At 48.4% G+C, this 25,978-nt stretch carries 27 protein-coding genes; 6 read left to right on the forward strand and 21 right to left on the reverse strand.

Going from position 1 to position 25,978, the window contains the following annotated elements; translation table 11 throughout:
- Positions 1–111: 111 nt before the first annotated feature.
- The 3 genes from fsa to spo0F form a co-directional block, all read right to left on the reverse strand.
- Positions 112–747, reverse strand: coding sequence for a fructose-6-phosphate aldolase (gene fsa, locus MHB78_RS22295; RefSeq protein WP_046130285.1), 636 nt, complete (start codon positions 745–747; stop codon positions 112–114).
- 174 nt (positions 748–921) lie between these two features.
- The gene (locus tag MHB78_RS22300; RefSeq protein WP_046130283.1) at positions 922–1,779 is read right to left on the reverse strand and encodes a class II fructose-bisphosphate aldolase; all 858 of its coding nucleotides are present in this window, start codon (positions 1,777–1,779) and stop codon (positions 922–924) included.
- A gap of 205 nt (positions 1,780–1,984) precedes the next feature.
- Complete coding sequence (gene spo0F, locus MHB78_RS22305; RefSeq protein ID WP_046130282.1) at positions 1,985–2,359, reverse strand: sporulation initiation phosphotransferase Spo0F; 375 nt, start codon at positions 2,357–2,359, stop codon at positions 1,985–1,987.
- Positions 2,360–2,537: 178 nt separating this feature from the next.
- Here spo0F and MHB78_RS22310 point away from each other — a divergent pair, with 178 nt between their 5' ends.
- Positions 2,538–3,068, forward strand: a complete 531-nt coding sequence (locus tag MHB78_RS22310; RefSeq protein WP_046130281.1) for a DUF2529 domain-containing protein — start codon at positions 2,538–2,540, stop codon at positions 3,066–3,068.
- A gap of 108 nt (positions 3,069–3,176) precedes the next feature.
- On the opposite strand, the gene MHB78_RS22315 is transcribed toward MHB78_RS22310, so the two are convergent.
- From MHB78_RS22315 to MHB78_RS22345, 7 genes are all read right to left on the reverse strand, one after another.
- A complete protein-coding gene (locus MHB78_RS22315) occupies positions 3,177–4,784 on the reverse strand; it encodes a CTP synthase (RefSeq protein WP_046130280.1) in 1,608 nt (535 codons plus the stop codon).
- Positions 4,785–5,039: 255 nt separating this feature from the next.
- On the reverse strand, positions 5,040–5,555 hold the full coding sequence (rpoE, locus tag MHB78_RS22320; RefSeq protein ID WP_046130279.1) for a DNA-directed RNA polymerase subunit delta: 516 nt from the start codon (positions 5,553–5,555) through the stop codon (positions 5,040–5,042).
- A 315-nt stretch (positions 5,556–5,870) separates the two neighbouring features.
- A complete protein-coding gene (locus tag MHB78_RS22325) occupies positions 5,871–7,010 on the reverse strand; it encodes an acyl-CoA dehydrogenase (RefSeq protein WP_046130278.1) in 1,140 nt (379 codons plus the stop codon).
- A gap of 22 nt (positions 7,011–7,032) precedes the next feature.
- Positions 7,033–8,163, reverse strand: coding sequence for an acyl-CoA dehydrogenase family protein (locus MHB78_RS22330; protein WP_046130277.1), 1,131 nt, complete (start codon positions 8,161–8,163; stop codon positions 7,033–7,035).
- 16 nt (positions 8,164–8,179) lie between these two features.
- Positions 8,180–9,037: a 3-hydroxybutyryl-CoA dehydrogenase gene (locus MHB78_RS22335; RefSeq protein ID WP_046130276.1), complete on the reverse strand. Its 858-nt coding sequence runs from the start codon at positions 9,035–9,037 to the stop codon at positions 8,180–8,182.
- Between the two features lie 14 nt (positions 9,038–9,051).
- Positions 9,052–10,230, reverse strand: a complete 1,179-nt coding sequence (locus MHB78_RS22340; protein ID WP_046130275.1) for an acetyl-CoA C-acetyltransferase — start codon at positions 10,228–10,230, stop codon at positions 9,052–9,054.
- 36 nt (positions 10,231–10,266) lie between these two features.
- Positions 10,267–12,381, reverse strand: coding sequence for a heterodisulfide reductase-related iron-sulfur binding cluster (locus tag MHB78_RS22345; RefSeq protein ID WP_046130274.1), 2,115 nt, complete (start codon positions 12,379–12,381; stop codon positions 10,267–10,269).
- Between the two features lie 211 nt (positions 12,382–12,592).
- On the opposite strand from MHB78_RS22345, the gene MHB78_RS22350 reads away from it, so the two are divergent.
- A complete protein-coding gene (locus tag MHB78_RS22350; RefSeq protein WP_046130273.1) occupies positions 12,593–12,859 on the forward strand; it encodes a hypothetical protein in 267 nt (88 codons plus the stop codon).
- Between the two features lie 113 nt (positions 12,860–12,972).
- Here MHB78_RS22350 and MHB78_RS22355 read toward each other — a convergent pair whose 3' ends face one another.
- The 5 genes from MHB78_RS22355 to speE form a co-directional block, all read right to left on the reverse strand.
- Positions 12,973–13,119: a hypothetical protein gene (locus tag MHB78_RS22355; RefSeq protein ID WP_157759348.1), complete on the reverse strand. Its 147-nt coding sequence runs from the start codon at positions 13,117–13,119 to the stop codon at positions 12,973–12,975.
- A gap of 202 nt (positions 13,120–13,321) precedes the next feature.
- Positions 13,322–14,992 (reverse strand): arginine--tRNA ligase, encoded by a 1,671-nt coding sequence (argS, locus tag MHB78_RS22360; protein ID WP_046130271.1) that lies wholly within the window; start codon positions 14,990–14,992, stop codon positions 13,322–13,324.
- Complete coding sequence (locus MHB78_RS22365; RefSeq protein WP_046130270.1) at positions 14,989–15,417, reverse strand: DUF1934 family protein; 429 nt, start codon at positions 15,415–15,417, stop codon at positions 14,989–14,991. Before MHB78_RS22365 ends, argS begins: the two co-directional genes overlap by 4 nt.
- Before the next feature lie 173 nt (positions 15,418–15,590).
- A complete protein-coding gene (gene speB / locus MHB78_RS22370; protein WP_046130269.1) occupies positions 15,591–16,463 on the reverse strand; it encodes an agmatinase in 873 nt (290 codons plus the stop codon).
- A 56-nt stretch (positions 16,464–16,519) separates the two neighbouring features.
- Entirely contained in the window at positions 16,520–17,350 is an 831-nt protein-coding gene (speE, locus tag MHB78_RS22375) for a spermidine synthase (protein ID WP_082094075.1), read from the reverse strand.
- 275 nt (positions 17,351–17,625) lie between these two features.
- Between speE and MHB78_RS22380 the strand changes: the two genes are divergently transcribed.
- Positions 17,626–19,698 carry a PBP1A family penicillin-binding protein gene (locus MHB78_RS22380; RefSeq protein WP_046130268.1) on the forward strand — a complete coding sequence of 691 codons (2,073 nt, stop codon included), beginning with the start codon at positions 17,626–17,628 and terminating at the stop codon, positions 19,696–19,698.
- A gap of 31 nt (positions 19,699–19,729) precedes the next feature.
- Here the strand turns inward: MHB78_RS22380 and MHB78_RS22385 are convergent, their stop codons facing one another.
- Positions 19,730–20,245: a YwhD family protein gene (locus tag MHB78_RS22385; RefSeq protein WP_046130267.1), complete on the reverse strand. Its 516-nt coding sequence runs from the start codon at positions 20,243–20,245 to the stop codon at positions 19,730–19,732.
- A gap of 12 nt (positions 20,246–20,257) precedes the next feature.
- Positions 20,258–20,902 (reverse strand): site-2 protease family protein, encoded by a 645-nt coding sequence (locus tag MHB78_RS22390; RefSeq protein ID WP_046130266.1) that lies wholly within the window; start codon positions 20,900–20,902, stop codon positions 20,258–20,260.
- A gap of 120 nt (positions 20,903–21,022) precedes the next feature.
- Between MHB78_RS22390 and MHB78_RS22395 the strand changes: the two genes are divergently transcribed.
- Positions 21,023–21,208 (forward strand): 2-hydroxymuconate tautomerase, encoded by a 186-nt coding sequence (locus tag MHB78_RS22395; protein ID WP_046130265.1) that lies wholly within the window; start codon positions 21,023–21,025, stop codon positions 21,206–21,208.
- Between the two features lie 43 nt (positions 21,209–21,251).
- Here the strand turns inward: MHB78_RS22395 and MHB78_RS22400 are convergent, their stop codons facing one another.
- The 4 genes from MHB78_RS22400 to MHB78_RS22415 form a co-directional block, all read right to left on the reverse strand.
- A complete protein-coding gene (locus tag MHB78_RS22400; RefSeq protein ID WP_046130264.1) occupies positions 21,252–22,058 on the reverse strand; it encodes a zinc-dependent metalloprotease in 807 nt (268 codons plus the stop codon).
- Positions 22,059–22,243: 185 nt separating this feature from the next.
- Positions 22,244–22,744: a YwgA family protein gene (locus tag MHB78_RS22405; RefSeq protein ID WP_046130263.1), complete on the reverse strand. Its 501-nt coding sequence runs from the start codon at positions 22,742–22,744 to the stop codon at positions 22,244–22,246.
- A 30-nt stretch (positions 22,745–22,774) separates the two neighbouring features.
- On the reverse strand, positions 22,775–24,073 hold the full coding sequence (locus tag MHB78_RS22410; protein ID WP_046130262.1) for an HD domain-containing protein: 1,299 nt from the start codon (positions 24,071–24,073) through the stop codon (positions 22,775–22,777).
- A 200-nt stretch (positions 24,074–24,273) separates the two neighbouring features.
- The gene (locus tag MHB78_RS22415; protein WP_026589133.1) at positions 24,274–24,498 is read right to left on the reverse strand and encodes a DUF1450 domain-containing protein; all 225 of its coding nucleotides are present in this window, start codon (positions 24,496–24,498) and stop codon (positions 24,274–24,276) included.
- 220 nt (positions 24,499–24,718) lie between these two features.
- Here MHB78_RS22415 and MHB78_RS22420 point away from each other — a divergent pair, with 220 nt between their 5' ends.
- Both MHB78_RS22420 and MHB78_RS22425 read left to right on the forward strand, forming a co-directional pair.
- Positions 24,719–25,504, forward strand: coding sequence for an RsfA family transcriptional regulator (locus MHB78_RS22420; RefSeq protein WP_046130261.1), 786 nt, complete (start codon positions 24,719–24,721; stop codon positions 25,502–25,504).
- A 101-nt stretch (positions 25,505–25,605) separates the two neighbouring features.
- Positions 25,606–25,926, forward strand: coding sequence for a YjdJ family protein (locus MHB78_RS22425; RefSeq protein WP_046130260.1), 321 nt, complete (start codon positions 25,606–25,608; stop codon positions 25,924–25,926).
- The last annotated feature ends 52 nt before the right edge of the window (positions 25,927–25,978 follow it).

Raw genomic sequence — 25,978 nt, forward strand, 5'->3', positions numbered from 1 at the left:
TCTCGCGCGGCAAGGTTCTCTGCGTTAAAACCGTCAATTCTCTTTGCAAGACAAAATGGTGACAAACGGAGGGATCGCCTCCACTTGCCACTCACATTCAGCCTCTTTGCTTTATTTATTCCAGTCAGCTAAAAACTGCTCGATTCCTTTATCAGTCAGCGGGTGCTTCGCCAGCTGGTAAATGACTTTCAGCGGCATCGTGCCGATGTGCGCCCCTCTTAATGCAGCTTCTGTCACGTGCTGCGGATGGCGGATTGATGCGGCGATGATTTGCGTATCCAAACCGTGCACATCAAAAATCTGTTTGACTTCGCTGATGAGATCAAGGCCGTTATGACCGATGTCATCCAGCCGCCCGAGGAACGGGGAAACATAAGTAGCGCCCGCCCTTGCTGCCAAAAGCGCCTGGTTTGCGCTGAAGATCAGCGTTACATTTGTTTTGATGCCGAGATCTGTCAACGCTTTAACGGCTTTCAGACCGTCCGGCGTCATCGGAATTTTCACCGTAATGTTCGGCGCTATTTTCGCAAGTTCTTTTCCTTCTTCAATCATCTCTTCCGCTTTCAGGGAAATAACCTCAGCGCTGACGGAACCTGAAACCACCTCGGTAATTTCACGCAGGCGATCATGGAACGAAACGTTTTCTTTTGCCACTAAGCTGGGGTTTGTCGTAACCCCTGCAAGCACGCCGAGAGAATGAGCCTCTTTGATTTCGTTAATATTTGCGGTATCAATAAAAAACAGCATATTGATAAAACCTCCTGTCATGAAAATGTCTGAACTGTGGAACATGTTTGCGCTTTCCGGATGATATGGATAAAACCGCCTGTCGCTACCAGGCGGCTTTTAACCGGGCGGGAAACTTGTGTCTCCCCGAAAACGCCCTGCTCCACGGAGAAGCGGACGTTTTTCAAAATGTCATTATGCTTTGTTTGAAGAACCAAATTCGCGCATTTTGCCGATAACCGTTTCTTTGATCGCATCGCGAGCAGGTCCGAGGTATTTGCGCGGATCGTACTCTTCCGGTTTTGCAGCCAGCGTTTCGCGAACAGCTTTCGCGGAAGCGATTTGGTTTTCAGTGTTCACGTTGATTTTTGCCGTACCCAAAGAAATTGCTTTCTTAATGTCGGCAGTCGGAATGCCTGTGCCGCCGTGAAGAACGAGCGGAAGACCAGTTGTTTTTCCGATTTCTTCCATTTCTTTGAAGCCAAGGTTTGGCTCGCCTTTGTAAGGGCCGTGAACCGAACCTAATGCAGGTGCAAGGCAGTCGATGCCTGTGCGCTTAACAAGCTCCTTACATTCATTTGGATCTGCGTAGATGACGCCGTCAGCAACGACATCGTCTTCCTGTCCGCCTACAGTTCCAAGCTCAGCTTCAACTGAGACACCGTGGAAATGAGCAAGCTCAACCACTTTTGCAGTTGTTGCAACGTTCTCTTCAAAAGGATGGTGGGAAGCGTCGATCATAACTGAAGTGAATCCCGCATGGATCGCTTTGGCGCAAGATTCGAAGCTTGAACCGTGGTCTAAATGGATCGCAACCGGAACGGTCACTTTGTATTCCTCCATCAGCGCTTTTACCATCGCAACGACGGTTTTGAATCCGCCCATGTAGCGTCCGGCACCTTCAGATACGCCAAGGATAACAGGGGATTTTTCTTCTTCAGCAGCCTGTAAAATCGCTTGTGTAAACTCAAGGTTATTTAGATTAAATTGTCCGACAGCATATCCGTTCTCTTTTGCTTTGTTCAACATTTCCGTCATAGATACTAAAGGCATGTCGAAAGTCCTCCTTATGTAGCCTGATTTGCTTTTTTCGAAAAAAGCTTCCTCACCTATCTAGCATGACCAGAAAAACCTGCCATATGTAAAATGTTTTGTTCATTAAACGTTAGATAGCTTTTCTCTACTTATATAGAATAACAATTTATCGACAAATCGGCAACATCATCGCTTGTGACAAGATCAAAAACTTTTCGTTCTGTCAGCCGTTGGATTTAATGGGAAGATACGTTTTGACCGCATCGCGGATTTCATCGATGTCAAAAGGCTTTGCAAAGTGGGTCAGGGCGCCCAGCTCCTTTGATTCCTGAATCATGTCGAGCTCTCCGTACGCCGTCATAATAATGACGCGGATGCCTTCATCTATGACTTTCATTCTTTTTAAAATTTCGATTCCATCCATTCCCGGTATTTTCATATCAAGCAAAACCAGGTCGGGCCGTTCTTTTTTGACAATATCGAGAGCCTGGATTCCGTTTGCGGCCTGGAAGGTTTTGTACCCTTCTTTATTGAAAACCTCATTAAGCAAAACCCGAATCCCGTACTGGTCATCGACAATTAAAATCTTTTCATTCATTTTTCTACACCTCTATAATTATAATTTTCGCCAAAATTAAGCAGTAGTTTATCTATTCTGTTTTGTTTTTCCCTTTTCCTTTAATTAAAAAATTTAAGTTTGCGACATATTTAGAGGATTTTTCCCATGATTCTCTTTTGTTATATAATGAACAGACAGTAAAAAAGGAGGAGTCAGCTTGCTTAAAATTTTCACCACTCAATTGTCGGGAATCTTCAATCGGATTCAAGAGGGGGAAGCCCAATCGATCGAAGACGGAGCCCGGCTGTTGGCTCAGGCGGTCATCAGCGACCACTCGGTTTATGTATATGGAAAAAATGAATTGGAGGGCATTTTAAAAGAAGCGCTTTACAGTTCTGAACCGTTTCCTTCCGTCAAACCGCTTCCGCAGGATGAAGAAAACTGGCCGGCTTTTCAAACGGCGGACAAAGTGCTGATGTTCTGTGCGGCTTCAGCGGATGAAAACGAGCTGAACATGGCGGAAAAGCTGAATGAAAAAGGGGTCGGGCTCGTGGCCGTATCCCCTTCGGGAAAAGACGGCGCGCCGATCGCTGCATTCGCCGACGTCCATATCGATTCTAAGCTGAAAATGCCGCTTCTTCCGGATGAAGACGGAACAAGGTTCGGATTTCCGTCCCTGATGGTCTGCCTTTACGTATATCATGCCCTGTCCTTTACATTAAAGGAAATTTTGCAGGAATACCAATAAAAATAGCTGCCTATAGGAAACTAATCATGGATGAGGCCGGCCTTACATATGCGGCAAAAGCTGAAAAAAGCCTGTCAGCAAACGAGCTGACAGGCTTTTTTTATGGTTTTACAGCTTCTCTGAAGCTTTTAATGAAGCGTGCACAAAGTCTCTGAACAATGCTTGAGGTCTTGTCGGTCTTGAAGTGAACTCAGGATGGAACTGTGACGCGACAAACCACGGGTGGTCTTTCAGCTCAATGATTTCGACGAGGCGGCCGTCAGGGCTTGTCCCTGAGAAGACAAATCCTGCTTCTTCCATCTGCTGTCTGAACTCATTGTTGAATTCGTAGCGGTGGCGATGGCGCTCGTAAACGACTTCATTCTGATAGGCTTCATACGCTTTAGAGCCTTCTTGAAGCTTGCACGGATACAATCCGAGGCGAAGCGTTCCGCCGAGATCTTCAATATCCTTTTGCTCTGGAAGAAGGTCAATGATCGGATACGGTGTTGAAGGATCGATTTCAGCCGAATGCGCGCCTTCGAGACCGAGAACGTTTCTCGCATACTCGATTGACGCCACCTGCATGCCGAGGCAAATGCCCAGGAACGGGATCTTTTGCTCGCGGGCATATTTGACGGCGGCGATTTTCCCTTCAACTCCGCGGTCCCCGAATCCGCCCGGAACGAGAATGCCGTCTACATCGTTCACCAAATCGGCGATGTTTTCATCAGTGACCTCTTCAGCGTTGATCCATTTGACCTTAATGTCGGCATCAAACGCATATCCCGCATGGCGGAGAGATTCGACCACAGAGATGTAGGCATCCGGAAGCTCGACGTATTTACCGACCAAACCGATCGTCGCTGTTTTGGAAAGATTCTTCACTTTATTGACAAGCATTTTCCATTCTTCCATGTCTGCTTCCTTGCATTCCAGCTTCAAGTGGGTGCAGACAAGATCGTCAAGCCCTTGCTTCTGAAGGTCGAGCGGAATGGAATAGAGCGTTTCCGCATCCCCCGCTTCAATCACGGCTTTCGGATCGATGTCGCAGAACAGCGCGATTTTGTCTTTCATGTCCTGGGAAATCGGCATTTCCGTTCTGACAACGATCACGTTTGGCTGAATGCCGAGGCTGCGCAGTTCTTTTACGCTGTGCTGCGTCGGTTTTGTTTTCATTTCTCCGGCTGCTTTCAGGTAAGGCACAAGCGTACAATGGATGTACATCACGTTGTCGCGTCCGATGTCGCTCTTGATCTGCCTGATCGCTTCAAGGAACGGCAATGATTCGATATCCCCGACGGTTCCTCCGATTTCCGTGATGACAACATCGGCGTTTGATTCTTTTCCGGCGCGGAACACGCGGTCTTTAATTTCGTTCGTGATATGCGGGATGACCTGTACGGTGCCTCCCAAATAATCGCCTCTTCGCTCTTTTTTCAGCACCGTCGAATAAATTTTTCCGGTTGTAACGTTGCTGTATTTATTCAAGTTAATGTCGATGAAGCGTTCATAGTGGCCCAGGTCCAAATCGGTTTCCGCACCGTCGTCGGTCACGAATACTTCCCCGTGCTGATACGGACTCATCGTTCCCGGATCTACGTTGATATACGGATCAAACTTTTGGATCGTTACATTCAGGCCTCTGTTTTTCAGCAGGCGGCCCAGTGAAGATGCCGTGATTCCTTTTCCAAGCGAAGAAACGACTCCTCCAGTTACGAAAATGTATTTTGTCATATCTGTACCCCTCTCTTCAATCTAACACTTATTCATTAAAATGCTCCGTTTATGAAAAATCATTTAGATCTTTTCTAAATGATTCAAATGATTAGGAGGCGGAAAAACAAGAAAGCTCCCTTTCAATTTCTTGAAAGGGAGCTGATAGTCCGTATCACTCGAATCTCTTCTTTTTGAAGAGCCCAAAATACATACTACATAGTTCGTCTCGGAAAGTCAAGATTGATTTCAAAATGAATTCCGTACGGACAAATATTAATCTTCTTCTTCTTCGTCCAGGAAGTCCTCGTCTTCATCATCGAGGATCTCATCTTCAAGGTCATCCAGCTCATCATCGTCGGCTTCATCGAGATCGAATTCATCGTCGGCAAGATCGAGGTCGGCTTCTGCATCGTCAAGAAGGATATCGTCCTCATCAACCTCTTCGAATTCATCGAGATCAAGGTCCTCTTCGACGGCTTTTTTCGCTTTTTTCTTTTTGGCTTTTACGGTCGGCTGTGTTTCTTCATCAAGCTGATCGTACGGGTACCAGCTGCGCAGGCCCCACGTTTGGTCAGACAGCGCCAAAAAGCGGCCGTCGATATTTAAATCCGTGTAAAACTGGGCAATGCGGTCTTCCAATTCTTCTTTTCCCACTCCAAGCAAAGAAGAAACTTTATCTGTAAGTTCCTGGAATGTAATCGGTTTTTTTTGGTCTGAGAAAATTTCGTATGCGATTTCAACTAAAGACATTTCCTTTAGCTGTTCCTCTGAGTACTGTTTCAAACTCATCACCAGACACTCCCTTTCTATCTTCATGTATGTATCTACTATCTTTGTCATAGAAAATAAGCATGTGATTCATGTCTTTACGACAAACCATACCTCTCATTATAAACAAAAGAAAACACTTTATGCTACCTTTATTCCCGTTAATTCAATAATTTTTACCACAAGGCACAGGCAAAAGACAGAAAGGAGGCGTGAGGCTGGGGAAGCGCATGAAAAGAAGGCTGTTTTAGGCGGTAATGCCAAAGAAGCCGGCGGTAGGGTTGAAGCCTGTCCGCCGGCGCTTTCCTGCCGCCAGGCGCTAAGGCGGCATTTTCTTCATTTCATCAGCATTTTCGAGATAACGACCCGCTGAATCTCTTGTGTTCCTTCATAAATCTGCGTGATTTTTGCATCGCGCATATAACGCTCAACAGGGTATTCCTTCGTATAGCCGTATCCGCCGAAGATCTGGACGGCCTCTGTCGTCACCTTCATAGCCGCATCGCCTGCGTAAAGCTTTGACATGGCAGACGCTTTTCCGTAAGGCAGGCCTTCTGATTCGAGCCATGCCGCCTGGTATGTCAAGAGCCTCGCAGCTTCAATTTCGGTCGCCATATCCGCCAGTTTGAAGCTCACGCCCTGGTGTTCGGCAATCGGTTTGCCGAATTGCTTTCTTTCTTTTGCGTATGCCTTTGCAGCCTCAAACGCTCCTTGCGCAATGCCGACGGCCTGGGCCGCGATCCCGTTTCTGCCGCCGTCAAGCGTCATCATCGCGATTTTAAAGCCTTCCCCCTCTTCGCCGAGCCTGTTTTTCAAAGGGACACGGCAATCCTCGAGGATGATTTCAGTCGTTGGAGACGAACGGATGCCGAGCTTTTTTTCTTTCTTCCCGACGGAAAAGCCCGGAAACTCCTTCTCAACGATAAAGGCGGTTGTTCCTTTCTGCCTTTTTTCGGGATCAAGAGCTGCGAACAAAATGTATACATCTGCTGCACCACCGTTTGTAATAAAGACCTTCGTTCCGTTTAAAATGTATTCATCACCGCTTTTCACGGCGGTCGTTTTCATTCCGCCCGCATCAGACCCTGATCCAGGCTCCGTCAATCCGTAAGCCCCGAGTTTTTCCCCCCGTGCCATCGGTTTTAAATATTCCTGTTTTTGCTGCTCGGTTCCGAAGGCATAAATGGGCCAGCACGAAAGCGACGTATGAGCTGACAGGGTGACGCCGGTTGAGGCGCATACCTTTGACAGCTCCTCGACTGCAATCACGTACGCCAAATAATCGCTGCCGATCCCTCCGTATTCTTCAGGCCAAGGAATGCCTGTCAATCCCAGATCCGCCATCTTTATGAACAGCTCTTTATCAAAACGTTCTTCTTCGTCACGCTCCTTTGCTGTCGGCTCGACCTCATGCTTTGCAAAATCGCGGACCATTTTCCGAATCATTTGATGCTCTTCAGACAGCTGAAAGTTCATCTTTTGCTCCCCCTCTGACACCTCATAATTGCTTGCTGATGACAATTCTCTGTATTTCGCTCGTTCCCTCATAGATTTGGCACACTTTCGCATCCCTGAAATACCGCTCAGCATTGAAGCCTTTCGTATAACCGAAGTCCCCGAGCAGCTGAACCGCCTCGGTCGTCACAAACATTGCCGTTTCAGAAGCAAACAGCTTGGCCATTGATGCCGCTTTTCTCGTTTCCATGCCCTGTTCCTTCAATGAAGCAGCCTTGTAGACGAGCAGTTTGGCCGCCTCTGTCCTTGTCGCCATGTCTGCCAGCTTGAAGGCGAGCCCCTGCCGGAAGCTGTGAAGCTCTCCGTCCGGGTAGTGCGCTTTTAAAAATGCGGAAGCCTCGGAAAGCGCGCCTTCGGCAATTCCTAAAGCCTGGGCGGCAATCCCGATCCTGCCCCCATCAAGGTTTGACAAAGCCATTTTAAAGCCCTGGCCTTCCTCTCCGAGAAGCTGCTCGGATGGAATAACGGCGTTTTCAAAATTCAGGGTCACCGTTTGCGATCCGTGCAGACCCATTTTTTCCTCATTTTTTCCGATATGGAAGCCCGGCGTTCCTTTTTCAACGATGAAAGCCGATATGCCTTTCGTTCCGGCTTCAGGGTTTGTTGAGGCAAACACGAGATAGACGTCCGCTTCCCCTCCATTTGTGATAAAGACCTTCGTTCCGTTCAACACGTAGCGATCCTTTCGTTTTTCCGCTTTTGTTTTGAGGCTTCCCGCATCAGAGCCGGCGTTCGGTTCGGTTAAACAAAAGGCGCCCAAGTACCGTCCTGACGCCAGCTTTTTGACGTAGCGCTCTTTTTGCCGTTCATTTCCGTACAACAGAACGGGAATCGTCACGATCGATGTGTGAACAGATAAAATCGCGCCCAACACCGCACTCGTCTTTGACAGCTCGTGAATCAACATAATGTACGAAAGGAAATCCTTTTCGGCCCCGCCGTACCTCGCCGGAATCGGCAGCCCCATCCAGCCGAGACCCGCCATTTTCTTTATGATGCCGGTTGGAAATTCCCCTTTTTCCATCTCCGGGACAAAGGGAGCTACCTCCCGTACTGCAAACTCCCTGACCTGCTTTTGCATAACGAGCTGTTCAGCTGTCAAATGAAGGTTCAATGGTGTCCCCTCCTGTTTATTTGGAGTCGTACGTATAAAACCCTTTGCCCGTTTTCTTTCCGAGCCGCCCTGCGCTGACATACTGTCTCAGAAGCGGGCACGGTCTGTATTTGTCATCGCCGAATCCTTTGTGCAGCGTTTCCATAATATACAGGCATGTATCAAGTCCGATCAGGTCTGCAAGAGCGAGCGGCCCCATCGGATGGTTCATTCCGAGCTTCATGATTCTGTCGATGCTCTCCTTTTCGGCAACCCCTTCATAAAGCGCAAAAACCGCTTCATTAATCATCGGCATTAAAATGCGGTTGGAGATAAACCCGGGAAAATCGTGCACTTCAACGGGGACTTTATTGAGCTTTTCTGCTGTAGAAACGACGGTATCAAAGGTTTGATCGCTCGTTTCAAGCCCCCTGATAACCTCGACGAGCTGCATGACAGGCACCGGGTTCATAAAATGCATGCCAATCACGTTTTGCGGCTTTTTCGTGGCAGAGGCAAGCTCTGTAATCGGTAAGGAAGATGTATTGGATGCCAATACTGCCGTATCTTTCGTCTTTTCATCCAAACGTTTGAAAATGTCCTTTTTAACATCCATACGTTCGACGGCAGCTTCAATGATGAGAAAAGCTTCTCCCGCATCATTAAGCGAGTCTGACGGAGAGAGGCGCAGGTATATATCTTTCACGTCATGGTGAGGCATCTTTCCCTTTTCCGCCTGCTTGACGAGCCGGTCGGAAATGCGTTTCATTCCTTTTTGAATCTGGTCTTCTGATACATCGTACATATAAACGCTGTAGCCGGCTTGGGCGCACACCTGCGCGATTCCTGACCCCATTTGGCCCGCGCCGATGACCATAATCGTATCATCCCTCATGAAAAATCCCCCTTTTAAACTTGGATCATGACGGCATCTCCCTGTCCGCCGCCGCTGCAAATCGCGGCAATTCCCGTACCGCCGCCGCGCCGTTTTAATTCGTACATAAGCGTCAAAAGGATCCTTGCCCCGCTGGCGCCGATCGGATGGCCAAGCGCAATCGCGCCGCCGTTGACATTAACCTTTTCCATATCGAGCCCTGCGATTTGTCCGCTTGCCAGAGCGACCGCCGCAAAAGCCTCATTGATTTCAAACAGGCTGATATCCGAAAGCTCCGCCCCCGTTTTTTTCAGCAGCTCATTGATGACAAGCCCGGGTGTTTTCGGAAAGTCTTTTGCTTCAACTGCGATGGAAGCATGCGCCGTCATGACGGCATAAGGCTTCAGATTCAAAGACTTTGCCTTTTCATCGCTCATGACGGTGAATGCACACGCCCCGTCATTTACGCCCGGGGCATTGCCCGCCGTAATCGTGCCGTCGCGGTCAAAGACGGGCGCCAGCGCGGCCAGCCGTTCGATCGATGTGTCGCTGCGCGGGGATTCATCATGTTTCACCGTCAGCTCTCCGCCCCGCTTTTCGCGAATGTTGACGGGAACGATCTCTTCTCCGAGGGCGCCTGAGGCGGCGGCCCGAACCGCCCGCATATGGCTCCGCAGCGCCCAGCGGTCCTGCTCCTCTCTCGTAATCTCTAATTCTCTTGCCGCAGAATTTCCATATGAGCCCATATGCACCCCCGTAAATGAGCAGGTCAATCCGTCAAGGATCATCAAGTCCTTAACAGACCCGTCTCCCATCCTCAGGCCCCATCTCGCTTTTGTCAGCGCATAAGGCGCATTTGACATCGACTCCATCCCGCCTGCGACAATGACGTCGGCATCGCCGGCGCGGATGATCTGATCCGCCATTGTCACGCTTCTTAAGCCTGATGCGCATACTTTATTGACCGTTTCCGTTTTAACGTCCCACGGAAGACCGGCATGCCTTGCCGCCTGCCTTGACGGCAGCTGTCCCTGGCCCCCTTGCAGAACGGTCCCCATAATAACTTCATCTACATCCTCAGGCCTGACACCTGACCGTTTCAGCGCTTCTCTGATGGCAATGCCTCCGAGTTCTGACGCCGTTTTTGGCTGAAGTGATCCGCCCAGTTTTCCGAAAGGCGTGCGCGCTCCATCGATAATAACCGTTCTGACCATCATTTCCTCTCCCCTGCATCTGTCATTTTCACCCGCTTAGGAAGCATGCTCTTTCTCTTCCGCACCAAAGACGGCGCGTTCAAGCAGTTCGGCCACATCGTATGTGCCGACTTGATCGTCGAGCTCCTTCGCCTTCGTTCCATCTCCGAGCATCGTAAGGCAATACGGACATCCAGAACTGATGACCGAAGGTGCGGCAAGGAGCGCCTGTTCAGTTCTGGCAACATTGATCCTTGTTCCCGTCTCTTCCTCCATCCACATGAGGCCGCCTCCGGCTCCGCAGCACATTCCGTTTTCCCGGCTCCGTTCCATTTCGACTAAGCGGATGCCCGGTATGGAGCGGAGAATCTCGCGCGGAGGATCGTAAACTCCGTTGTAGCGGCCCAAATAGCATGAATCATGGAACGTGACAGTTTCGTTAACCGGAAACTCAGGTTTAAGCTTTCCGTCCTTGATGAGGGCGGAGAGAATTTCCGTATGATGATAAACGTCTGCTTCAAGGCCAAAATCAGGATATTCGTTTTTAAACACATTGTATGCATGAGGATCAATCGTTACAATTTTTCGGATGCCATTTTTCTCAAATTCTTCGATATTTTTAGCAGCAAGCTCCTGAAACAGAAATTCATTGCCGAGACGTCTCGGCGTGTCGCCGGAGTTTTTTTCTTTATTGCCTAAAATCGCAAATGTGACGCCTGCTTCATTGAGGAGGCGCGCAAAAGCGACCGCGATTTTTTGGCTTCTTCTGTCATACGAGCCCATCGAACCGACCCAAAACAAATATTCAAATGAAGCGCCTTTTTTCTTCATTTCCTTTACGGTCGGCACTTCGACGTCTTCTCTCACGTCGCGCCAGTTCTCCCGTTCTTTCCTGTTTAGTCCCCAAGGGTTGCCCTGTCTTTCGATGCTCGTCATGGCGCGTTGAGCATCGGCGTCCATTTTCCCTTCGGTCAAAACGAGATACCGGCGGAGATCGATGATCTTATCGACGTGTTCATTCATCACCGGACATTGATCTTCGCAATTCCGGCAAGTCGTGCAGGCCCAGATTTCCTCTTCGGTAATGATGTCCCCGATTAAGCTTGGATTGTAAATTTCCGAGGCGGCGGCTTCTCTTGATCCTTCTCCGCCTGCTGCCAGTGCAAGCTGATTTCCCTTTGTATGGCGGAACAGCGGTGCAGGAACCCAAGGCGTTTTTGACGTGACGGCCGCCCCTTTTTCCGTCAAGTGGTCTCTGAGCCGCAAAATCAGATCCATCGGAGAAAGCATTTTTCCCGTGCCTGTTGCCGGACACATATTTGTGCAGCGGCCGCATTCCACACATGCATAAAGGTCGATGAGCTGCGATTGCCTGAACTCTTCAATGCGGCCGACGCCGAATGTCTCTTTTGATTCGTCTTCAAAATCGATCTTTTCAAGCTTCCCCGGATTCGTCAGCCTGCTGAAAAAGACGTTTGCAGGTCCTGCAATGAGGTGGGCGTGCTTGGACTGCGGAACATAGACCAAAAACGTCAGCAAGATCAAAAGGTGCGCCCACCATGCTGCATAGAAAACGGCCCCTGATGCGGTTTCGCCTATAAATCCGAAAACGAAAGCGACGAGAGAGGCCATCGGCTCGTACCATGACAGCGAATGCCCGTGCCAGACCATATTCATCCCGTTCCCGAGCAGTACGGTAAACATCAATCCGCCGATCAACAGCAGGACGATTCCCGACTTAAAGTTGCGTTTCAGCCTGACGAGCTTTTCGATATAACGTCTGTAAAAAGCCCAGCCCACCGCAATCAGAATCATCAGTGTGACGATTTCCTGGAAGAACGTAAACACCGGGTAAGCTTTACCGAGAGGCAGCCCCCTGTCAGGCATAAGCCCTTTTATAATAAAATCGATCGCACCAAACTGTACGAGAATAAAACCGTAAAAAAATACCACATGGATGATTCCGCTCTTCTTATCTTTGAGCAGTTTTTTCTGCCCGAACACATTCTCCCATATCCTTTGAAGCCTCTCTTTGATCCGCTTATCAAAAACCTCTTTTTGCCCGAGCTTGATATAGCTGATTCTCGTTCTGATCAGATAGACGAACAGATAAACAGCGTAAGCGGTTACACCGAGAAATGCGATGACATTCAACCACAGCAACGTACTCAACACCAGCTCCCCCTTTCAGTTCCCCTGAATGAAAACCCCTTCTGTCTATCTTTATCTTAAATAATGAATGAGTGTTCAGTCAATATTTTTTCATAATCGCTGGAAAATCGGAGATGCCGTTTGCCCACAGGATGTCATTCGTGTTTAACGTGTCAGCTCTGCGGGTAACACTTTCATTAGAGAGAATATTTACATACGGAGGGGATGCAAGATGAATCGAGCAGAATCCATTAAAATCGGCGAAAAATCGATGACGCTAAAAAATTTGATCGAGCTGTACCGGCTTTGCCGCTCAGCACAACATCAGCTATATATCTGCACGAAAAAAACGATGTGCAAAATTAAAGACCTGCTCGAATTGGAGATGTTCAGAATGTCCAATCGGGAGAAGGAGTGCCTTATCGTGATTGAAGGAAAAGAAGCGGAAACCTTGATACAAAAAGCGAAATCAATCGTTTACCAGACGAACGTTTCATAAGGAAGGGCGAACACCCTTCCTTTTTCGTATCTGTTTTCGACCGTTTTCATATCCGGGCTCATCATCAGCCGCCATCATCAAACAGACACCCCCAGGCTTTGGCTGACAAGGCTTCAGCCAAAGCTTCCCCGGTGAACGGCCAAATAAAGACGTTGCAAACCCAGCCGAACCTGACAAAGTCCGAAGATCACCCTGGCGAATCCGGCCTGCTTTCCGCCGTTTTCATACAGCCCGCAGCAAAGCTGCGTGTTCAGGATCATTTCCGTGACCAGCTCTTGTTTGATCCCTTTTTCCCGGTTGATTATTCGCTCAAAAAACGGCAGATTCAGTCCATATCAGGATTGTCTTTTGTTGCGGAAATGATAAACCCGTTTTCTACATCGATGCGATCTGTCTCCATCATCTCCGCCTTATATTTCGATAACAAAAAAATCCCTCATCCAAAAGGATAAGGGATGAATATTACATTTTTTCAGGCGCGGAAACGCCGATCAGTTTCAGCGCGTTGTTCAGGGTGATCTGTGTCGCTTTCATCAGCGATAGGCGCGCACGGCTTTTTCCTTCATCAGCTGCATCAAGAACCTTCTCGGCATTGTAAAAACTGTGCAGAGCGGAAGCCAGTTCAAAAATATAGTTTGTGATGCGGTGAGGAATCCGTTTTTGAGCCGCGTCGGCGACCGCTTCGGGGAAAGAGCCGATCACTTTTAACAAATCGTATTCTTTTTCAGAAGCGATCTTTGAGAAATCAAGATTTCCTTCAGGAAGAATTCCTTTTTCTTCGCCCTGGCGGAGCATGCTGCAAATTCTCGCATGTGCGTATTGCGCGTAATACACCGGATTTTCGTTCGACGTGGAGACGGCAAGGTCAAGGTCGAAGTCCATATGGGTGTCAGCGCTGCGCATCGCGAAGAAATAGCGCACGGCGTCAAGGCCGACCTCATCGATCAAGTCGCGCATTGTTACGGCTTTACCCGTTCTTTTGCTCATTTTCATTTTTTCGCCGTTTTTGTATAGGTGTACAAGCTGGATGATCTCGACCTCAAGCGTTTCTTTATCATAGCCGAGCGCTTCGATGGCCGCCTTCATGCGCGGAATATAGCCGTGATGATCTGCGCCCCACACGTTGATCAGCTTTTGAAAACCGCGGTCAAGCTTGTCCTTGTGATAAGCGATGTCAGGCAGAAGATACGTGTAAGATCCGTCTTTTTTGATCAGCACACGGTCTTTGTCATCGCCGAACGTCGTTGATCTGAACCATGTCGCCCCGTCTTCTTCATAGATATGCCCTTTGTCGCGGAGCGTTTCAAGCGCCTGATCGATTTTGCCGTTTTCGTAAAGCGATGTCTCTGAATACCACACGTCAAACGGCACGCGGAAATTCTCGAGATCTTCGCGAAGTTTGCCCAATTCGTATTTCAGCCCGTATTCGCGGAAAAAGGCGAGGCGTTCGCTTTCTTCCTCATGGATAAAACGGTCGCCGAACTCTTCGGCAAGCTTGCGTCCGACTTCTTTAATATCCTCGCCGTGGTATCCGTCTTCAGGCATCGGCTTATCCTGGCCGAGCGCCTCAAAATAGCGGGCCTCGACAGACAGAGCCAGATTGTTGATTTGGTTGCCGGCATCATTAATGTAATATTCGCGGCTTACCTCATAACCCGCTTTTTCGAGAACGTTGCACAGGGAATCGCCGACAGCGGCGCCCCGGGCATGTCCCAGATGAAGGTTGCCCGTCGGGTTGGCCGAAACGAATTCCACCTGAACGCGCTCTCCCGCTCCGACATTTGATTCGCCGTACGCTTCTCCTGCTTCAAGAACGGCAGGAATCAGCTTTGTCAAATATTGATTGTCCATATAAAAATTGATAAATCCCGGTCCTGCGATATCAAGCTTATCAATCGACGCTTTTCCTTTATCGAAGCTTGCGACGATGTCCTCCGCAATGCTGCGCGGCGCCTTTTTCGCGATTCTAGCCAGCTGCATTGCCATATTTGTCGAGTAGTCGCCGTGTGCTTTATCTTTCGGCACTTCCAAAACGACTTCCGGAATATCCGCCTCATCCGCCAGCCCCGCTTTTATGACGGCTTCTTTAATTTCCTGTTTCAGCGCATCCTTCATCTGTTCGACTATGTTCATGAATCATGTCCTCCTCTGTACGAAATCGACATTTTATGTAAGTGCTTTTGATCACCGCTTACAAGCATATCGTAAACAATATTGATATCTCCGTTCTCCTTTTGAGGTTGAACCGATATATCCTTTGTGTCCACCCCAAGCTCAAGCTGTCCGAACGGCATTTTATAATGTGTGACGGTTCGGCTGCCCTTTATAAACCGCTGCTTCATTTCGATCGCGCCCGACCGCATCACCAACACTTCATTTTCGCTCGCCTTGACGATCGTTTTGACCTTTCCCGCCTCATGCTCTTCATGATAGGTAAGGTATAATTTATCTTTTTTCATATAATAAAATCCGGTTGTCCGGAATTCAATCGTTTCCAAGTCTGATCCTTCCTGGATAACGGATTTCACGTGAATCTTAACGGGTGTCTCCCGATCCATTCCGACACATCCTTTTTTCATTCGGATTTGACTTGACTAGTATAATCATTCAAGAACAAAAGTTCAACCGCTTCACCCTTATATACATCTTAACAGAACAGCCCGCAAGTTAAACACTTTTTATCAGAAATCACAAAAAAGTAAAAAGCTGTCCTGAAAGGGGACAGCTTGACTTATTTTACCCAGCCGAGCAGCATTTCGCGAATCAGCTTGCTTGCCGTATTCGCCGTCTGCTCCGAATGGTCGTAGACCGGTGCTACTTCTACAAGATCGGCCCCGGCGACTTTCACATCGGAACGGGCAATTTCATGAATTGACGCGAGCAGCTCTTTTGACGTGATGCCCCCGGCGTCGACCGTACCCGTCCCAGGCGCATGCGCAGGGTCGAGGACGTCGATATCGATCGTCACGTAGACCGGGCGGCCGGCGAGCTTCGGAAGGATTTGTTTGAGCGGCTCAAGCACTTCAAACTTGGAAATGTGCATGCCGTTTTCTTTTGCCCACTCAAACTCTTCTTTCATGCCTGAACGAATTCCGAATGAAAAGACGTTTTCCGGGCCGATCAGCTCCGCCGCTTTGCGAATCGGCGTTGAATGCGACAGCGGCTCTCCTTCATATTCGACGCGGAGATCTGTATGTGCATCCATATGAATGATGGCCAGATCGGGATATTTTTTATACATCGCTTTAATGACAGGCCATGAGACAAGATGTTCCCCGCCCATGCCGAGCGGGAATTTTCCTTTATCCAAAATGCTGTCGACAAATTCTTCAATCATATCAAGGCTGCGCTGCGGGTTCCCGAAAGGCAACGGAATGTCGCCGGCGTCAAAAAAGCGAATGTCGGTAAGCTCTCTGTCCAAATAAGGGCTGTATTCCTCAAGCCCGATGGATACCTCGCGGATTCGGGCCGGGCCGAAGCGTGAGCCCGGGCGGTAGCTGACCGTCCAGTCCATCGGCATGCCGTAAAGAATCGCCTCCGCATCTTCCCAATCCGGACGGCTTGCGATAAATACCTTTCCCGAATATGCTTCATCAAATCTCATGTTGTTTTCAACCTCCTGAAAAAAAGCGCAGAATCTGGTTCCTGCGCAAGTCGTTTTTATTTGATTAAATCGCTGACGAATTTCGGAAGCACGAATGCCGCTTTATGGATCTCTTTTGTGTAGTATTTCGTATCGATGTCAAAGAAGCGGCTCTCTTCTACTTCAAGCGGATCGTATTTTTTCGAACCGATCGTAAACGTCCACAGTCCGCTTGGGTATGTCGGGATATTTGCCAAATACAGCCTTGTAATCGGGAAGATCTCTTTTACGTCGCGCTGAACGTTCGTGATCAGCTCAGGCGTAAACCAAGGGTTGTCCGTCTGAGCGACGAAGATGCCGTCCTCTTTCAGCGCTTTTGCAATTCCCGCGTAAAAGCCTTTCGTAAACAGGTTGACAGCAGGTCCTACAGGCTCTGTGGAATCAACCATGATGACATCGTACTCGTTTTCGGATTCTGCGATGTGCATGAAGCCGTCGCCGACTTTCACTTCGACACGCGGATCATCGAGCTTGCCCGCAATCGTCGGAAGGAATTTCTTTGAGTACTCGATGACTTTCCCGTCGATATCGACGAGCGTTGCCTTTTTGACGCCCGGATGCTTCAAAATTTCGCGGATGACGCCGCCGTCCCCGCCGCCGACGACAAGCACCTGCTCCGGATTCGGGTGCGTAAACAACGGAACATGGGCCACCATTTCATGATAGACGAACTCATCTTTTTCAGATGTCATGACCATGCCGTCCAAAAACAGCATGTTTCCGAATTCTTCCGTTTCCACCATTTCGAGATTTTGGAATTCTGTCTGCTCTGTATGTAAAGTCTTGTTGATTTTCATCGTAATGCCAAAATTCTTCGTTTGCTTTTCTGTATACCAAAGTCCGCTCAAAGCGTCATCTTCCTTTCATTATAAGCTGTATTTCTATCTATTTTTCTCATCTCAATAGACGATTATTCTGCTGTCGGCATCGGCTTTTGCCTAAAGAAAAAGTATAGAGGAATTGAAGGGAATTGTAAAGACGGCTCAGGCATCAAAAAGCCTTACCCATTAGATTCCAGCTTTCCGTGCGCGCCATCCGGTTTTTTCGTTTCTATTGTTTAAATCCTCCTCTTTTTTCTCATAATGATAAGAACATTTTATTAATCTGAGAGGGGATTTTCAGCATGGACATGATGACGAACAAGCGGGTCCGTTTGACCATCAAAACGATACGGGCTTTTTTGTTCATGGGAATATTACTGCTGCTTTTATTGTCCATCCTCATCATGACGGTTGTTCTGACCGCTAAGTGGCAGGGCGCTCCCTCCGTTCAGGTGCCGAGATCGACCGTGCTTTATGACGGAAACGGAAAACAGATGGGCGAAACCCATTATGGGCAGAAACGGTACTGGGTGTCGCTTGACAACATCAATCCCGCCGTCATCGATGCCACGCTTGCCGTTGAAGACCGGAATTTTTTCCGGCACCACGGTTTTGATTATGTGCGGATGGCCGGAGCCGTCATCGCCGATCTAAAAGCGATGTCCAAGGTTCAGGGCGCAAGCACCATCACCCAGCAATATGCGAGAAACCTCTACCTCGGCCATGATAAAACGTGGAAAAGAAAGTGGAATGAAGCCTTTTATACGATACGCCTTGAGCAAAATTATTCAAAGAAAGACATTTTAGAAGGCTATTTAAATACGATTTACTACGGACACGGTGCATACGGAATCGAAGCAGCTTCACGGATGTACTTCGGCAAGAGCGCCAAAAACATCAACGCGGCCGAAGCTGCCATGCTGGCCGGCATTCCGAAAGGACCGTCGGTGTATTCGCCGTTCGTTAACGAAACAAAAGCGAAAGAGCGGCAGGAAATGATTTTGACAATGATGGAAAAGGAAAACAAGCTGACAAAAAAACAGGCGGCAAAACTGAAGGAAATGCCGCTCACATACAAAAAACGGGAGAAACAAACCGAAGCAAAGGCGGCTCCGTACTTTTATGACGAGGCTGTCAAAGAAATCGCCCGCCTCCTAAAACTGACGCCGGAACAAGCGGAAACAGGCGGTTACAGCGTGTATACGACCCTTGATTCCCGCCTGCAGAAAATCGCCGAAAAAGCGGTCAAACAGACGATCAACCCGAAAAGCGGCATTCAAGCCGGATTTGCCGCAGTCGACCCGTATGACGGCAGCGTCCTCGCCCTCGTCGGGGGACGGGACTACGAAAAAAGCCCGTTCAACCGCGTGACGCAGGCGAGGCGGCAGCCCGGGTCAACGATGAAGCCTTTGCTTTATTATTCAGCGATTCAAAACGGCTTCACGCCGGCAACGAGGATGAGAAGCGCAGAAACGGCGTTTGAGCTCGGAAATGGAGCCATGTATTCCCCGAGCAATTACCATGGCTATTACGCGGACGGTCCGATCACCCTGCTTCAGGCGCTCGCCTTGTCGGATAATATTTACGCGGTAAAAACGCACCTTTTCCTCGGAATGGACAAACTGATCGATGCTGCCAAACAGTTCGGAATTACAAGCCCGCTCCAGAAAGTGCCCTCACTGGCGCTCGGCACGTCGCCCGTAAAGCCGATCGAAATGGTGAATGCGTACGCCATGCTGGCAAACGGCGGAAAGCAAATCGAGCCGTCATTTATTACGAAAATCACCGATTCGAACGGGACGGTGCTTTATGAAAAACCGAACCGCCATAAGCAGCTACTTGATCCAAAAGCGGCTTTTATTACGGCAAACATGATGACCGGCATGTTTGACACATCGCTGGACGGCTACACATCGGTGACCGGCCGGACGATCGCCGGTAAATTAACGCGGACATATGCCGGAAAATCGGGAACGACGGGCACGGACAGCTGGATGATCGGTTTTTATCCCGGCCTCGCCTCAGGCGTATGGACCGGCTATGACAAGGGACGGACGATCGATATCGTCAAGGAAAAAAATTACGCCAAACAAATTTGGGCCGAGTTCATGGAACGAGCGCTTGCAGGCGAACCTGAGGCTGCATTAAAACCGCCTGATGGCGTAAAAAGCGTGTATATCGATCCATCCACTGGATATGCCGCAGCCCCGGGCTGTCCGGCCAAGCATCTCGCCTACTTTATCGAAGGAACCGAGCCTGACCAGGTGTGCTTCGGAAAAGAAACGTATCAGGACAAAAAAGCCGAACCGGAGAATCCCGCAAAACCGCACAAACGAAAAAAATGGTGGGAATGGTGGTTCAGGAGAAATGAATAAAACCCCGGGCCTTCTAAAGCCCGGGGTTTTGCTATTCCTGAAGCAGTCCTTTTTTCAGCTCATCTGACGAACGATCCCAAAGCCCCTGATCGTGATTTTTTAAAAACTCGCCAAGCACATGCTTTGAATCCTCATCCATATGGTCGACGATAATCTTCCGCTTCATCGATTTATCCATTAAATTGACATGCTCCGGAAGCTTTTTGTAGCCGCGGCGAATGCTTCTGTCCACCGTCATTTCACAAGCCGTCACACCTGCGTAATAAGGGCCTTCCTCCTTCCGGTCGATGGTCACCCAGACAAGCCAATAAGGCTTCCCGTTCGGCACTTCCTCTTTATTCGGAAGAAATTTAATCCCCTTTTCGACGGCGCTTCTCGCATGCATGGCGCCGATATCAATGAACGCTTCCTTTTCCGTCACATCGACGATCACGGGGGATACGTTATCAAGGCTCAATGAACCTGCGCCGAACCCACCGTGTCCGTCCGTCGGATCGCTTTTAATGATATTGAAGCCGATAGTTTTTTTCTTTTTTCCTTGTTCCATCAATAATACCTCCTACATCAGCGGCCGGAAAACGCTGTTAAAAATCGAGATGATCAATTCCCGGCCATCGTTGAGAAATGGCCAGAATACATATTGCCCAAGCGGCGTAATGACGATGATCAGAAAAACGATCGATCCGTAAGCTTCGTATTTCGTCAGCTTCGCCCGCACATCAGGCGCGACGACGTCCTGTATGACCCGGAAGCCGTCAAGCGGCGGAAACGGCATTAAATTAAAAAGAAATAAAAGCAAGTTTAAATTGACCCAAATCGTCAGAAACTGAAGCAATCCGGAATAAAAAGCGGAAGGCAGCACAGAAGTCAGCTTTGCAGATAACAGTGCCAAAAGAAATCCGAGCAAAGCAAGGACCAGGTTGCTGACCGGCCCGGCAATCGAAACGAGAAAACCGGCAAGCCTCGGCTTTTTAAAATAAAAACGGTTGACGGGTACGGGCTTCGCCCAGCCAAACCCCATCAAAAATATCAAAATCGTCCCAAACGGATCAAGGTGTTTGAGAGGGTTGAGCGTCAGCCTTCCCTGCCGCTTGGCCGTTTCGTCGCCAAATTTGTATGCCACGTATGCATGGGCGACTTCATGCACGGTAAATGCGGCGGCAAGCGTCAATACGACGTACGGAATCATTTCAAACGGATACATCAAAAAACGGTCTAAAATAGTTTTTCCCTCTTTCTCGTATACAAAGATTTACTATCTTCAGTATACTATAAGAGCATCTTATGCTAAAGTGAGCGAATTTTTTTAGGGGGAGGACAAAACATGCCGTACGTAACCGTTCAAATGCTCGAAGGCCGCACTGACGAGCAAAAAAGAAATCTTGTCGAAAAAGTGACAGAAGCCGTCTCTGAAACAACGGGGGCGCCTAAAGAAAGGGTCGCTGTCATCATTGAAGAGCTGAAAAAAGAAAATTACGGAGTCGCCGGGAAACGGATGAGCGATCAATAATCAAAAAGGGCGCCTGCCGCTTATTGCAGGACGCCCTTTTTGATTATTGATACCAGGCTTTATTTCTTGAGATCTGGCTGTTATGAGCCGAATCCCAGACATCGACCGTGTACGCGTAATCGTAGTTCATAATGCAGCGAATCCCGCTTCCTTGCGCATCATGATTTAATCCGAAGTTATGTGAAAATTCGTGTGTGGCCGCTTTTGCCGTATTGGCCGTTCCCTGGTCAAGGTTGACGCTGAAGGCGCTGCCGCTCGGCTTGCTGCTGTATACATACGCGATGCCGCCCGCGTCAAAGTTGCTGTTGGCGGTAAATCCGACGACGAATTTATAATTTCTTCCGCTGAAGCTCCTTTGAAGGTTTGAGAGAATTTGAGAGCTGTTGCTGCCTGAAGACGTCCAAGGCGCCACTGCCTCCACGACAAAATCAATGCTGTGATCGCGGTTGAACATTACATCAGCCTGCTCGACAATTTGAACGATTCTCGTCTGCCAGTCGCTGTATTTCGCACGATACTGGGCATCCGCCACAGCCAGAACGCTTACCTTCTGAGCGCCTGTTGATGCCTGTGTCGAAAATTCCCCATTGCTTGTATTCTTTTTGAACGTTTTCGTTCCAGTGACATTTCCTTTTTCGTCAAGAATTTTTGTAACTGTCGTTCTTTCAATTTGAACTTTTCCGTTAAAATCTTTAAAACTCTCAGCTTTCGGCAATGACTCGACATAGGTTCCTTTTGCCCCGCGGGCGTGCTCATGATCGTGGCCGTCCGTTTTGGCTACCCCCGCCGTCAGTCCTGGAATCAAACCGGCAGACAGCAGCAAAGAAAAGAATACAGAACGCTTTTTCACTTTCAACCCCTCCTTATTTTTGAACAAATTAAAAATTCTTCCACTTATCTGAAAATTCCTTTAATTCAGATAAAAGAGAGGACATATAGCATACGTTCTTTTTGCTGCTTTCTTTCTAAATTCCTATAAACCCCCATCATTCGACAAAAACATATAACAAAAAAACCTGTCGTCCGACAGGTCTTTTAACACAGATCCTTTAGCTTTTCTATGTAAGCGACGGCTTCATCGAATTCTTCGTCCGTATACCGCTGTTTGCTCTTAATCGTAAACACTTTTTCTCTGATCTCATCCTGATCAAGGTCCTCAAAGTAAAGGATCGTGGCGACCAGCTCCAAAAATCGCGAAGACTGGCAGTTCACATCGTCAATATACGGCTTGATATCCTTCATTTCCAGCTCGCACTGGCTTAAAAATTGCCTTCCCGCTTCAGTGGGAGAATACCGGTATTGATAATACCCGCCTTTTTTCTCTTTGACTTCATGGAGAAATCCGAGATTGCACAGCTCTTCAACCTGAAGCGTCAGCTCCTCCGAGTACGGGCCGTAAAAGTGGAAATCGTACTTTTCATAAAAGGGAAGCTCCAGCTTCTTTGCAATATAAATGATCTTTTGCAGCTTTTTTCTCCCGATGATCTCCCCTGAATCCGAGAACACCTTCATCAGCTTTGCATGTTCTTTTAACAAATCCCCGACATCTCCTTCATCCTTTTCTTTCTATGTCAGTCCAAGCAACTCTTTGATTCGATCCTCGCGCGGGCCGGCTCCCAGTCCTTCGATGAGATCCAGCGGAAAATAAAGCTTATGATCCGTCCTCCGTTTGCCGGAAATCGCATCGACAATGTCAGACTGGCGCGACAGTTCCTTAATCTGACCGCTATTTGTCAGCAATTGGATCGGCAGGCGCTCTTCTTCCTCTCCCGGCCTGTAGAAATCGTAAGGAAGGTCTGATGAGGAATCCACCACAAGATAATATTCGGGATCGATACCTGATTCTTTAAACAGCGAAGTCAGCTCAAAATAAGTCGCCATTTCTTCATTCGGATTGAATTCGGCGTACTGGAACAGCCTGCGGTTGATGAAACGGCGGCATAAATCAGACAGGATCTCATCCTCTTCTTTTTCCCACGCCTGAAAGTAATAAAGAATAATCGCCTCATCAAGGCTCAAATAATCATCCAATGTGACGTTTCCTTCGAAAATGGAGTAAAAATGGACAGGTGCATGCGTAAATATGTAGCCTTCCTGATGAAGCTGCTTTGCCCTGTGAAGGATTTTCGTCAAAATAACCTCAGCGCTTCTTGTCACCGGATGGAAATAGACTTGCCAATACATCTGATAGCGGCTCATGATGTAATCTTCGACAGCATGCATTCCGGTCTGTTTAATGACAATCTGGTCTTCGCGCGGCCGCATGACGCGAAGAATCCGCTCCATGTCAAAGTGCCCGTAGCTGACGCCGGTGTAGTATGCGTCGCGCTGCAGATAGTCCATGCGGTCAGCGTCAATCTGGCTTGAGATCAGGCTGACCACCTGTTTGTTTTTGTAGGTTTTCGCAATGACTTCGGCGACGTCCTTTGCAAATGTCGGGCTCACCTTCCCAAGCACTTTGTTAACCTCTGTATCGCCTAATATGATCGCTCTCGTAAAATCTTCGTGATCGAGGCGGAATACTTTTTCAAATGAATGGGAAAACGGGCCGTGCCCCAAGTCGTGCAAAAGCGCTGCGCACAGGCACAGGTCGCGTTCGCTGTCATCCCATTCGTCCCTGCCTTTAAACACGTCATCAACCATTCTTCTGACGATTTCGTATACGCCGAGGGAGTGGTTAAAGCGGCTGTGTTCAGCGCCGTGAAACGTCAAATAGGTCGTCCCAAGCTGCTTGATTCTGCGCAGCCTTTGGAACTCGCGTGTTCCGATCAAATCCCAGATAAGCTTGTCCCGTACGTGGACATAACGGTGTACAGGATCTTTAAACACCTTTTCTTCAGATAATTTTCCGTATGGATACGCCATTTCTGTCCCTCTTTTTTTAAACGTGAGGCAAACTGCCAAAACCGTTCTTATTCAATCTTTCGGAACTTCGTTTTTTATATCTATTTCTATTATATCGGGTCTGTTTTTTGAAAACATCCTTGAATTTGCCCAAAAACTTGTTCCAGTATGCAGGAAAAGCCGGTAAACAAGCAAAAACGCCTAACCCGTCGGGGAGGCGATTATTTTTTGACTTTCTTTTTCACTTTTTCGATCAGCTCGTCTTCAGTAGGAGCTGAAAGCGGTCGATTGTTGACAAATGCAAACGATTTTTTCCGTCCCGGCCCGCAATAAGACTGACAGCCGATCTCCACTTTCGCATCCGGATCGATTTCCTTCAGCCGGGGCAAAAGCGTCTTTAAATTCGTGGCCTGGCAATCGTCACACACTCGAAATTCATTCGCCATTTCATACGCTTCCTTTCGTTAAAGTTCATCTGTCTTTATGGAAGGCATTCGATTTTTGCCGAGCTGTAATAAAAATGACACCATCCTCCATTGTACAAGGATTCTCCCATTCCTGCAAGGAGCGGCCGCTAAAAAATCACTTCCTATTCTTTTAGCAAACTTGTATAAATATTTTCCAAATTGGACAATCTAATACCAATACTGACATGGGAGTTGAGAAGTGATGAAACAAAGACAAGACGCATGGTCTGAGGAAAACGATTTATTGCTTGCCGAAACCGTTTTACGGCATGTAAGGGAAGGCAGCACACAACTGAACGCATTCGAAGAAGTCGGAGACAGACTGAACCGGACATCTGCCGCCTGCGGCTTCAGATGGAACGCCGTCGTCCGTCATCAATATGAAAAAGCCCTGCAGCTGGCGAAAAAGCAGCGCAAGCAGAGGATGCGCGCCCTTGGAAACGGCCAGCCTGCGAAGAAGCGGCTCCTATACAAACCGCCTGTCGAAACAGACGCAATAGACTCCGCCGAAGCGGCGGTTCAGCCGAATGCCGGGGAGACGGGAACAAGCCAGGAGAAGGCTCCGATCTCAAGCGAAAACCTGCCTTACGTTGATGAAAGCTTTAAAGAAGAGTTAGCTAGTCTATCGCATCTTCTATCGCCAAATCAGCCGAATACCGGACAGGCAGCTCCTTCAAATCTGACGATGGATGATGTCATCCGCTTTTTGCAATCGTATACTGGCAGTCAGGAGCAGACAGACGCGTTAAAAATGGAGAACGACCGCTTAAAACGCGAAAACGAGGAGCTCGCAAAAAAAGTCGAAAAGCTTGAAGCAGAAGTCAAAAAGCTCGAGAAAGACCAGACGACCATCCAGGAAGACTACGAAACGCTCGTGAAAATCATGAATCGTGCAAGAAAGCTAGTTTTATTTGAAGATGACGAGCATGCTGCACCCGCCTTTAAAATGGACCGAAACGGAAATTTAGAGAAGATGGCGGAATAACCGCTCCCCCCCCTTTTCAACCGAAAGGGGGCATTTTTTCTTGATTTTGCATGACATAAATTTCATAATGGTGGTAGCAATCGATAAGGCGGGTTTTTCCAATGAGATTTGTTTTATATTTTGTCCAGTTCGGCACGGCTTTCATGCTGTTTTTATTTTCCGGCATAGCAAGCTGGTATCAGGGCAGCGCGCTGCTCTCCGATCCTTGGGAATGGAAGTATTCAGCCAAATTTACAAAGCTGTTCTATGGAGCCGATTCGATCAAGGATGCCGGCGATATCTCGCAGCTTGATTTTTTCGTTTACGCGGCAAAACACACGCCCGCAACAGTCGTATTAATGGCAGTCAGCTTCATTTATATTGCGGCCCTCTCCTCATGGCTGTTCATCAAACGCCGAAACCATCGTGCGCACGCTGCCTAAAAAACGCCCCTGTCTTGAACTGCACCCCAATTGTTAGACACCATCTAACAAT

The organism is Bacillus sp. FSL K6-0138 (genome assembly GCF_037982765.1).
Classification (GTDB): domain Bacteria; phylum Bacillota; class Bacilli; order Bacillales; family Bacillaceae; genus Bacillus; species Bacillus glycinifermentans.